The sequence below is a fragment of the Pedobacter sp. HMWF019 genome, assembly GCF_003061025.1.
Lineage (GTDB): Bacteria > Bacteroidota > Bacteroidia > Sphingobacteriales > Sphingobacteriaceae > Pedobacter.
Map to the genome: position 1 here is coordinate 1 of NZ_QAIL01000422.1, position 12,152 is coordinate 12,152.

The 12,152-nt window shown below is 43.8% G+C and carries 6 protein-coding genes; all 6 read right to left on the reverse strand.

What is annotated here, in order from left to right:
* Positions 1-2,769, reverse strand: a 2,769-nt coding sequence (locus DBR11_RS22430; RefSeq protein ID WP_158275363.1) for a SusC/RagA family TonB-linked outer membrane protein, incomplete at its 3' end; no start/stop codon positions are given.
* A 357-nt stretch (positions 2,770-3,126) separates the two neighbouring features.
* Complete coding sequence (locus tag DBR11_RS22435; protein WP_108554846.1) at positions 3,127-4,263, reverse strand: FecR family protein; 1,137 nt, start codon at positions 4,261-4,263, stop codon at positions 3,127-3,129.
* A gap of 93 nt (positions 4,264-4,356) precedes the next feature.
* Entirely contained in the window at positions 4,357-4,941 is a 585-nt protein-coding gene (locus DBR11_RS22440) for an RNA polymerase sigma factor (RefSeq protein ID WP_108554847.1), read from the reverse strand.
* Between the two features lie 204 nt (positions 4,942-5,145).
* Entirely contained in the window at positions 5,146-7,434 is a 2,289-nt protein-coding gene (locus DBR11_RS22445) for a Gldg family protein (RefSeq protein WP_108554848.1), read from the reverse strand.
* A gap of 11 nt (positions 7,435-7,445) precedes the next feature.
* Positions 7,446-10,223: a pitrilysin family protein gene (locus DBR11_RS22450; RefSeq protein ID WP_108554849.1), complete on the reverse strand. Its 2,778-nt coding sequence runs from the start codon at positions 10,221-10,223 to the stop codon at positions 7,446-7,448.
* Between the two features lies 1 nt (position 10,224).
* Positions 10,225-12,152 (reverse strand): hypothetical protein (locus DBR11_RS22455; protein WP_233260862.1); only part of this gene is annotated, 1,928 nt, incomplete at its 5' end.

The window sequence follows — 12,152 nt, forward strand, 5'->3', positions numbered from 1 at the left end:
GTCATGGTTATAATCTTCAAATGTATAGTTACCCGTTAGTGGATTTATTCCTGTATAGTGTAACAGATATTGTGTATTAATAGACTTACCGACCTTATAGATATTGAAATAAGGAGAATGTTCTATATCAGGATAACTTGCCAGTATATTAGTATTCCGACCAATGTTAAAGTTCATTGACCAATTTATTTTATCTGTTGTAATTAACCTTGCTTCTGCACTCAATTCCAATCCACGGTTTTCTACCATAGCTGCCCAATTGGCCCAAACACTTGGAAATCCGGTGTAAATAGGTGTTGGAAATTGGGTAAGCTGATTGCCGGACCGGTCGCGGTAGAATGTGGTTTCCAAATTGATCCTGTCCTCAAAAAGTCCTACATTTAGTGCAACTTCGAGCTTCTTGTTCACTTGCCATCGATAGTTTGGGTTCGCTGCAATTAGATTGACCAAGGGTGAAACGCCATTATAATCGGGTAATGCCGTGGAAGGTCCTACATTTCTCCCCCATTGGGTAAGGTATTGATAGTCGCCAACCGCATCACTTCCGGTAAGCCCATAACTTCCCCTCAGCTTAAGAAAGCTGATCATTGAAGGAAGCTTATTCTTAATCCAATTTTCCTGAGATAAGATCCAGGCAGCCCCTATGGATCCAAAATTACCAAATTGATTTCCCGGTCCAAAACGAGAAGAACCATCTCTTCTACCGTTAAGGTTGATGATGTACTTATCATGAAGGTTGTAACTTAACCGTCCAAACACACCCGCATATCTATAATAACCTTTATTGTTAATATTATATTTAATCGGTGCAAGATTTATAGATTCAATAAAATCATCATTTTCATACCCCAGTCCAAAAACACCAGCTGTACTCGTTGTTGTTTTTTGTAAAGAAGTACCCAATAATGCACTGATTTCTCCTCCAAATAAATTTATCTTATAGTTTACTTTAGGTTCTACGATCCAGTTAAAATTATTGCTGCTTCCTGAAAATCCAGTTCCCAATGGATTATTCATTGGATCCATACTGGAAACGGGATTATAATTACGGTTAAAATTTAAGGTGGTATTAAATCCCAAATTGGTTGAAAAATCGAGGTTCTTAGTTACCTGGTAACTCAAAAGCATACTACTCGTCATTGCATGCGTATCAGAATAGTATCTGCTTTCCAAGTTGGCGAAGGGATAATACGTATTCTCAGGACTGCTTCGTCCCCACGCATTAAAGTTCAAATTCCCTACGGCATCATAAATATCTGGCGCATTGGGAGGTGCACCTGAAGCATTTGGTGTGGTCAGTGTATTAATAGAAGAATAAGAATACATTACATTGCCCTGGATCTTAAACTTCCTGTCTGCAGTGCTATGCCCCAGGCTCAGGGATACAGAGGCGACTTGATTGCTGCCACTTTTGGTTAGGATCTCAGCCGATCTGGAGTAATTACCACCAATCCTAAATTGAGTTTGGTCATCTCCTCCGGATAGACTCATCGAAACGTCAGTCTTTTTCCCAATATTACCCCAAAGTTTTTTCTGCCAGTCTGTATAACGTGTGGTATCGTATAACATTAAATCAGGTGCATTGTTCACATCTGGCTGAATGTTATCATTTCTAAAAGCATCTTTTCTCAATTGCAAGTATTGCTGGGTATTGAGCAGCTCATGGCGCTGTGCAATATAATTTAAACCCTGCGCTACATTTACTGAAAAGCCTGAGGCACCTGGTTTTCCCTTTTTTGTCGTGATCAGAATGACTCCATTAGCACCCCTGGAACCATAGATCGCGGTTGCATCACCATCCTTTAGTACTTCTATACTTTCAATATCGCTGGTTCTTAAATTAAACAGCGGGCTTTGTCCACCAGTTACAGAAAATCCGTTTTGAACCACCCCTGCCGAACCTGAATTATAGTTAGAGCCAGCTCCAAGATCCAAATTGGTAAGGGGTACACCGTCTATGATGTACATCGGGTCAGACACAAAACTCGAGCCGAGCGTCTTTCTTCCCCGGATTTCCACTTTGACCGGACTTGCTTCATATCCGTTTGTCTGCATCACCGTCATCCCCGGAACCCGGCCCACAAGGGCAAGTAAAGGATTCATAACAGGCTGCTTTTCCAGTTCTTTAGCAGTAATGGTGGTGATATTTCCTGTAGACAAACGACGGTTGGTTGTGCCATAGGCCATTACCTGGATTTCGTCCAGTTTGGAAGTGCTTAACTCCAATCTGATCTGTAAAAAATCAGAACTGACTTTAACTTCTTTGTTGATATATCCCATAAAAGAAATTTGTAGAATAGCATCCTTTGGAACATTAGATATTGAGAATTGTCCTTTATTGTCTGTCATTGTCGTGCGCCGTGTACCTTTTACGGTTACAGTCGCACCGGGCAGAGGCTTATTTTCGGCATCACCCACGTTACCAAAGACATTAACTCCATCGAAAGCAGCAACTACTTTTTCAATAAAAGAGGGCTGTTTTTGCTTAATGACAATGATCTTATTTTCAATGCTAAAATCCAGTTGCTGTCCTTCCAGGCAGAGTTTCAATACCTCTTCTACTCCCGCATTTTTAACATTAATACTCACGGGTTTTGAGCTCTGCAGTGTTTTTACCCCTACAAAAACATCGTAACCGCTTTGTTTTCCAATTTCTTCGAGGATGGCCTCTATGCTGGCATTTTTTTGGTTAATAGTGATTCTTTGCGCAAAAGTTGATGCGCTCACCTGCATAATGCCCAAGATCAATAAAGCTGTAATTAGTTTCATTACAAGAATTATATTTAGCCCCTTCAGCGGATGGTCCATCGCTAAAACACGATGCGGACCGGTCAACCCTGGGGATTTATCCTTGTAGCCCGGAGGCATACAAAAATATTTTGTAAAATTTTTATACATTTGAAATACTGGTCTAGACCGGAAAATGCTTTGCTTTCAGAGGCTAAGGGCATTTCCCGGTAATGATAAAATGGTGTGAACTCATTGTTTTATTTCATCAGCATTTAAAACAGGGACGTTGGTAGCGTTCCTGTTTTTATACTGGCTATCCCTGCATTACGGATCTCTTTGATTTCTTTTCATGTGGTTTGTTGGTTGTTGGTTATCGGTTTAATTGATTTTTATCTGTTAATTGGACATCACCGTGATGGTTCTGCCTTCTATTTTGAATTTAACCTTCTCTGCGCGTTCAATCATTTTCAAGACTTCGGATACATTTTTATCCCTGGAAACAATACCCCAGAAGGTGAGCGAAGCAAGTTCTTTACGATTTCCTGCGTAAACGACATCTACATCATACCATCTGGAAACCTGGTTCATGATGTTTTCTAAATTTTCATTATTGAAGCGGAAATAACCTTCCTTCCAGGCCATAGTTGCCTTCAGGTTGGCGGGCCTGACCTGCAAATCACGGCCTGCGTTCAATACTTCCTCTCCTGGCTTTATGATTTTAGATTGAAGGCCATTCTGAGCGCTCACTTTTACTGATCCTTCCAGGAGCGTAGTGGTCGTTTGATTGTCTTCTGTATAACTGTTGATGTTAAAATGTGTACCCAATACAGTCACTTCCTGTTGCTGTGTTTTTACAACAAAGGGATGAAGCTTGTCTTTTGCTACCTCAAAATAGGCTTCTCCTTTGAGCTGGACACGACGTTCTTTTGATGAAGCAAATGAAGCGGGATAGGTTAGAGAAGAGACGTTATTTAGCCATACTTTTGTGCCATCCGGCAGTCCAACGCAATATTGTTCCCCCTTGGCTGTAGAAAGTGTATTCCAGGTACTGGCTGTTTGCCCGGCAGATGCTTTTACTTCGTACATCAGTTGTCCGTCTTTGGTTTTAGAAATTTGAATGCCGGCCTGGTCCGCCAGCTTCCCTACTTTAGCATCCGACAATTCGATCCGCTCTCCATTGGCGAGGGTGAGCGTTGCTGTATTTTTTCCTTTTGAAGCGATATCATTTGCATATTCAGAAACCGGGTAATGGTCTTTGCTTCTATAAAAGTACAAGCCAAGACCTATAACCGCAAAGATCGCTGCGGCGGCTGTTAACCGAGGCCAAAGCTGTAGCTTTTTCTTTGGGATCTCTAATCCAAGCCTTTCACCTACAGTATTAAGGTCCTTTTCCCGGTCGGATAAAGATAAACTTTCATAGACGTTATCTTCCCGATAGGTCATATACCAGCTTTCTAGGAAAGCGATTTCCTCTTCGGTGCATTGATTGGCCTTATACCGTTCCAGTAATTGTTCATAATCTTCTATGGGCATATCTTTTTGGGCCTGGCTTTTTTTCCAAATCCGATACCAAGACGGTTAAGTCGGGCCCAACATGCAGATGAAATCAAAAAATATTTTATTTTTCTAATGTTTGATCAGAAAGATCAGATAAGTCAGCAGGCCTAGCCTGGACCGGAGTATCTTTAAAGCATTAGAGACCTGACGGTTAACTGTTTTTTCAGAAATCCCCAATTGCTCCGCAATTTCTCTGTGGCTGAGGTGCGTTTTTCTGCTCAGTTCAAAAACCATCCTCATTTTTTCCGGAAGCGCGTTGATCTCGGCTTCTATTACTGCAGATAATTGTTTTTCGCGAATCAGGTGATCGGGTAATAACTGCACCTGTTCATGGGCAGAAAAGCTTTTCATTGATTCTACATATTTTGCACGGACCTTCTGACGGGAAAAATGATCTAGAATGCTGTGTTTTAACGAGGTGTATAAGTAGCCGGAAAGATTGGTATGGATCTGTATACTTTCCCTTTTGGTCCAGAGTGTGGTAAAGACTTCCTGAATAATGTCCTGAACCTCTTCTCTGTAGGGCAATTTCTTTAAAGCATGATGATGCAGGATAAATTTATACCTTTCAAATATTTCAGCATAAGCTAAACGGTCACCGTTTTGGAGCAATTGCAACAATTCCATATCCGAGCGCTTAGCGTAGTTTTCCATGTATAATGCGCTTTGAAGAAAGATGTTTCAGATACGGATCTCTGATCTATAAACTTACCTACCTCCCTGTCTTTTGAAAATTCCATCCAATAATATGTAAATAATTTTGCAAACAATAATTTTATGCCATTTACGGATTAAACAAAAAGAGGCTGATCACCTTTTTGAATTGGTCATCAGCCTCTTTATTGTAAATTCTGAACTTTACTTCCGCTTTCTGCGGATCAGCAAGATCATCCCGATCAGGAACAGTGTTCCTGGAATCACCCCATAATATACAACCTGTATAATTTTTACACGGGGCTTGGTGAGCTTGATGGTATTGTCTTTAGATTCCGGCCGACTTACGTCTACCGGGAATTCTCCATAAGCAAACCAGCTGAAAATGCTGACCGCAAGGCCTGAATTGGCAGTGCGCATATTCGCCCTGGCCAATTCCATGTTACTAAAAAAGTCAGCATCGCCGGATACCAGGATCCGTTGTTCTTTGTTATTTACCTTCCGGGTCAGTGTCAATGCTGTCGGAAATGAGCCCTGCTCATCACCATTTTTCGATTCCACGGTCAGAGCTGCTGAATCCAGGGTAAACTTTCCTTTTTTAAGCCAACTTGTTTGAGCATCTGTTATTAAAATAGGATGAACATCAAAAGGTCCATTATCCTTATAACTTAATGCGGCTGCATATGGCATCGATACCACAGATTTGTAGGCATAATAAGGCTGTAACCAAGGTGACATGGCTACTGCCCCCGGAGCCAGTAATGGGGTGACCAGGCCATAGGAATAGTCCCGGCTACGCTGAACTAAAGTTCCGTTTAACATTTGGACCCCAAGGGAGTCGAGTAAAGGGTTCACAACATTTTGTTTGCCAGGTTCACCGGCAATCATGAGGTTCCCGCCTTCAGCGACATATTTCCGGAGCTTAGTCAATGCTGACGCGCTGAAGGCAACCTTTGGATCTGCAATCACTAAGGCGGAAATCTCCTTCGGAATTTCGTCTTTTTCCAAAGACACACTGTCCATGTCAAATCCCTGGTTGATCAGTGAACCCCTGGTAATTTTTTCATTGAGCAACTTTTTATAATCCCGGTCGCCCAGTTTGTCCATACTCCGCTGATAACCATCTGTCGCAAAAACAATTTTAGGAGGTGTCACGAGCAATCGTTTTAAAGCCGCCCCGGTCTCTGCTTCTTTAGGCCACATATTCCGCTCATAAGGAAAGGTGCGTAAAAAAGTTGCTTTCCCTTTATATTTCAACTGCATGACCGTACGTACGCCCTCCTCGCGCAGGTCAATCTGCTTATGGATTTCTTTAGGCGTCAAAAATTTATCAAGGTCAAGTTGATTGGCATTCGACATAAACACGACATACTTATTAAAAGTCGAATTATACTTGATGAGGTTTTCAGTCATGCCAGGAATACTGTCGTAATAATAAACCCATTTCAGGTTGATGTTAGGCTTAAACCTTAAATATGGTTCCCAACGGGCAATATCTGCTATACGGTCACTTGGGCTTGCCCTGTTATAGGAATCTTCGATTCCATTGACATATTCTGTCATTTCAATCGGCCCGTCACCTAATTTTTTAAGGAGCTCCTGACTGGCCTTAGTGAGCGTATTTGTTTTGGTGGCCGTCGCATCATAATAACCGATCATGGGCTGGCGTGAACTGATATAAGTAATGCTTAAGGCAACCACTGTGATCAGCGCATATCGCCCAACCTGTTTGAAGGTAGATTTTAAGACCCTTTCCATTTCCAGTTTAGTAATGGTAAAAGCCAGGAACATCCCGGTGATGGCCAGGTAATAAATGACGTCACGGGTATTGAGCAATCCGGCCATCATGCGTTCCGCACGACTGGGCATAGATAAACTAAAGGTCAGATCGCGCACAAAATCCATATCTTGTCCAACTGTCCCAATATAATTCATAAAGGCCAGTACCACAAAGGTACTGATGGCTGCTACAGCCTGGTAAGAGGTTAAGCTGGACACAAAGATCCCGATCGCTGCATAGGCGTTGATGAGCAGATAAGCTGCAAACAAAGCCACCAGAATATGCGGATAATCAAAATGCGGGATCAGGGGAGCCACGCCTATAACAAACAGGCTCAAAACACCTATGATGACCAGGTTATAGGTCAGCATGGCCGCGAATTTACCGTACACCACATGCCTGAGCTTTACGGGGGAAGAATAGAGTAATTTGATACTGCCGCTACTGGTCTCCCGACTAATGATGCCCATTGTAATCAGTGGAATATACAAGTACAGACTACTTAAAATATGGACAAAAAGCCCCAGATTATCAGAATCTGTAAACAGAGAACCGGTTAAAAAAGGACCGCCTTTTGTGCGTTCCAAACCAGACATAGCACCTGTAAAGCTCAGACTGACCTGCACAAACAGGATGATCATCAGCAGCCAGGCAATCGGGGAATAAAACAGCAGGCTGAGCTCCAGCCTGGCTATTTGTATGATTTTCTTCATCTCTATAAAATTTATTTTTTTTCTGGCATCAGCACCAGTCTCACATAGTTTTGATCCTGAATATATTTTGCCGCCGTCTGCTGTGCGGTTTTTACCGTAACGCCGTTTAGCGCCGCATCGTAATCATAGAATTGGGTTAGCGGCTCTTTATTCATCACCTGAGAGGTCAGGTAATCCAGCCAAAAAGCATTATTGGTCGAGCCGGTCTGCAGCCCTACCTTTCGTGCAGCCTTAAACTTCTGCAGGTTTTCTGCCGATGGTCCCGAAGTCCTCATCTTGTTCACTTCTTCTCTGGCTGAGGCAATGAGCTTTTCGGTATTCTGCGGTGCACAATCAAATGTAATGATCAGGCTAAATCTGCTTTTCAGGTATTTAGACATGTTCATCTGTACATTGGGCGTATAGGTTCCACCCTGCTGGTCCCTTAGCCTTTGGGTCAGGCTGATCTTCAGTGCATCGGCCACAGCATTCATGTTGACCGTATTCTGAAAGTTATAGTCAAAATCGCCTGAATAGGTCAAAACGACACTTGATTTTTGCTCACTGCCCAGGTACACAGTTTTAGAAATCTGGCCTGCCGGAATATGAATACCCACGTCCCGCGCGGTTTCCTGTAGATTTTTAGCAGGTAAAGAGCCCAGGTATTTTTCGATTAAAGGTCTTAGAGTTCCTTCATCCAGATTACCGACGAAAAGAAAGGTAAATCCGGAAGCATCAGCAAAACGCTCTTTGTAGATCTCAAAGGTCTTGTCCAGTTTAATTTGTGCCAGGCTCGCTGTATTTTGTGGCCTTTTACGCACGTGATAATTTCCTAAAACCAGGTTTACCGTATCCATAAACACTTTAGAGCGGTCATTTCCGGTGGTCGCCAGTTCTTCTTTAGTCCTCTCAATCAGTGTGGTGAAGGTTTCCTCATTCTTACGGGGTTCAACAAAATATGCATACAACAGTTCCATTGTGGTCTGCAAGTCCTGTGGAGTAGTCATCCCGCTAAAGCCCTGGTATTCGTCCACGATGAATGGACTGACCTGTACTTTTTTACCTGCCAGAAACTTGCCCAGCTGCAGCGCATCATAATTTCCCGCTCCTGCAGCCATAGTTAACTTAGCCGCATTGATGGCGCTTAGGTAATCCGCATCTGAAGATAAACTCGCCCCCCCTGCCGCAATACCTTTGATCAAAATCTGGTCATTTTGGAAATTGGTCTTTTTTAACAGTACGGTCATTCCATTGCTTAGCATTAACTTTTGTATACCGGCAGCTTTAATTTCTTCAGTTGATTTGATCTTTCCGGGTGTAGGCTCAACCTTTAGCAGAGGAAGATCCTGTGTATCTTCTTCTGCATCAGGCAGGCTTTGCGTATAAACATTTTCTATCCATCGATCCACTGTTGCCGCGTCGGGCAGGAACCCTTTATTATGCTCAGATCCTTTGACGATGATATCACGGTCTTTAGACTTCAGATAAGTACCCATCAGGCCATTGATCTCCTCTAAAGTAATGTCAGGAAGCAACTCGGTAGTCAGTTTAGATTCTTCTTCGATGCTTTGCGGTACACTCCCGGTCAGGAAGTGCTGTAGGTAGGGTTTAATGAGTACCTCTGAGGCCGTTTTGTCTTTCTCGCTCAGCGCATCGGCCATCTTTTGCTGATGATTCTTTTTCACCCTTTCGAGTTCTCCTTTAGTGAACCCTTGTTCCTGTATTTTACGCAATTCCAGCCATACACTCTTCAGCGCCTGTTCGGTCTCTGCAGGCTTGGTGCTCACACCAACTGAAAAAGAGCCTAATCCACCAGAAAGCGTCGAAAAACCAGCAAGAGATATTCCTCTGAACCTGTTGTTGACCAGCTGACCAAATAGGGTTTTCAAAAGAAAGTCGCGGTAGTCGGTCGTCGTAACGATTTTATCGGTGTATTCCTTCATCAGGACCTCCACAGATATACCGGGTATTTCCGAGTCCAGAAACTGCATATACTGGCCTTTACCAGTCAGTTTAGCCTGGTAAACCGTCCGTTCTTTTTCTGGCTTTGGATTCTTCAGGTCTGAAAACTTCGCTTTGATGTCTTTTTCCATCTGATCGGGATCAATGTCTCCGACTACCAGGATGGCCTGCAGGTCTGGCCGGTACCAGTCCTTATAAAAACTGCGGATCTCCTCCGGAGTAACTTTCAATAAGACTTCTTCTGTACCGATTGGCAAACGAGAGCCATAGCGAGACCCATTGGTGTAAAATGGGATAGCCTTTTCCTGGTAACGCTGAGAAAGTCCATCGCGATAGCGTTTCTCTTCCAGGATTACGTGACGTTCACGTTCCACATCCCCGGCCTCAATATTGGCTTCCTGCGTCCAGTCGCGCATAATTTGTAAACCGTTAGCTAACAACTCCGGATTGTCCGATGGTAGTGGTAACTGATATACCGTTTCGTCAAAGCCCGTATTGGCATTGATGTCTGCACCAAAGCGTACTCCGGATTTTTCCAGATAATTGGTCAGCTCCTTCTTAGGGAAGTGTTTGGTCCCGTTAAAACTCATATGTTCTACAAAGTGGGCCACGCCTCTTTGTTGATCGGTTTCCAGAATGGACCCGACTTTTACAGCCAGATACATGGTCACCCGTTTTTCAGGGGTCTTGTTCTTACGGATATAATAGGTAAAGCCATTGGCTAGTTTCCCTGTTCGTACGGCTGGGTCCAGGAGTAAGGGTTGTGTGCTCAACTGGGTCTTGCATCCCAGAGGAATACAAAGTGCGGCTATTCCAAAAAAGCTTAAAAATCTATATTTATTTAACATGTTACAACTGTAAATGAGGTTTATGAATGGAACCGCCGGATTGAATGATCTCTACAATCTTTTCATTCTCAATAATGATCATGCCCTGACGGTCGGTTGTGATTCCGGAGGCAAGCGTATACGGGTAAGTTGGCACCCCGTCTTTCATCACCGTTGGCAAATAAGAAAACTGCAGGTTATCGCAGGCTTTGCCCAGGGCCTCACCTACTTCAATGATGTGTGTAGAAACCACAAAAAAACTGTTCCGGTTTGCCGCAAAGGCCTCGGTCACTGCAAGGGTGGCATCATAGGCATCCTTAACGTTCGTTCCTTTGAACAGCTCATCAAACAATACATACAGATCCAAAGATTCACTCACCGCTTTGGCTACAGTTTTTGTTCTAAGTACTTCTGCATAAAAGTGGCTGTAACCCATATCCAGGTTATCCGAAACATTGATTGAGGAAAACAAGCCATCTTTCACAGAGAATTCCATCCGCTTAGCGGCCACCGGAAAGCCCATATGCGCCAGGTAAACCGCAATCCCCATCGATTTCATAAAGGTCGATTTACCCGCCATATTCGCACCTGTTAAAAACAGCACGTTACGTTCTTTAGTCAGGTGCAGGTTATTGCTCACCCCTTTTCTTAAGCCTGGGTGGCGGAAACCTTCCAGGTCCAACCGCATATCCGCCGCAGGTAATGCCTTCGCATAGACAAAGCCTTCTTCGCGCGCCACGGCAGCTACTCCTATATATACATCCAGTTCATAGATCAGCTTCAGCAAGGTTTCCATCTCCCGCATCATCGCATGGCGGATGGTATAATCGTTGCGGATCAGTTGTGCCAGCGAAGGCTGTTCTTCTCCTGCCTTCAAGATTCCCTGAAGTCTGGAGTCTTGAAGAATCCTTTGTGCAGTGTCCAGATCTTTTTCATATATGGATATTCCATCTTTTCCTTTCAGCTCTGCAAAGAAATCCCTAAAGGCCTGAAGTACTTCAATGGTAACCGATTGCCCGGCCTGCAATTGCAATAGCTCTGCATTGTGGAAAAGAACCTGCCTGAACTTCTTGGTAAAGATGCCCCAGGCCACTCTTGGCAAGGAAGCCCCGGCACCGCCGGCCAGATAATCTTCCATCGATTCCACCTGAGAGCGGATCACCGGGAAGATCAGGCTGTTATTCTGAAAGAAGGAAAATAATGCACTTCTGTTGTTGATTTGGCCGGGACTGTTCAATGGTTCGCGGAACATGCCTTCCATTACTTTCTCCCCGCCCCGGGTTTGCAGATGGTTGAACAAGCTGTAAATGGATTGCTGTTTAAACTTGCCCTGCAGATTCAGATCTTCTATAGTCTGCTTGTCGGCTTGAAAGTGTTGATATTGGGGTTTTGCCCCCTTTTTATCTTTGATCAGTTCCAATACCCCTTCGTTGTTCACGATGATCATTCCGTGGCGGTCATCCGTAACTCCTTCCGCTAGTGTATAGGTATAGACAGGTTTCCCTTGCTCCATCCGGGTTGGAAGATAACGGAAGCTCATGTTAGGGCAACGCTCCCTTAACACTGATCCGGCTTCCATGATATGTGTAGAAACGACAAACAAAGAATGCGGCTTCTTTGCAAAAGCTTCCATAATGGCGATGGTACCTTCATAAGCATCCTTCACGTTGGTACCGCGGAACAGCTCATCAAAGATCACAAACAGGTTCTTTCCTGCACCCAACTCTACCGCTACCTTTTTTACCCGCAGCACTTCAGCATAAAAATGGCTGGCACCCATAGCCAGGTTATCCGGAAGGTTGATGGTGGTATACATTCCATCGCAAACCGAGAATTCCATTTCTGCTGCAGCGATCGGAAAGCCCAGGTGGGCCAGGTAAACCGAGATCCCAAGGGATTTCATAAAGGTGGATTTACCCGCCATATTAGCCCCGGTCAGAAATACAATAT

Coding starts and splice junctions, on each gene's coding strand:
- DBR11_RS22435 (WP_108554846.1), bottom strand. CDS start 4,263: ATGCCCATAGAAGATTATGAACAATTACTGGAACGGTATAAGGCCAAT.
- DBR11_RS22445 (WP_108554848.1), bottom strand. CDS start 7,434: ATGAAGAAAATCATACAAATAGCCAGGCTGGAGCTCAGCCTGCTGTTT.
- DBR11_RS22440 (WP_108554847.1), bottom strand. CDS start 4,941: ATGGAAAACTACGCTAAGCGCTCGGATATGGAATTGTTGCAATTGCTC.
- DBR11_RS22450 (WP_108554849.1), bottom strand. CDS start 10,223: ATGTTAAATAAATATAGATTTTTAAGCTTTTTTGGAATAGCCGCACTT.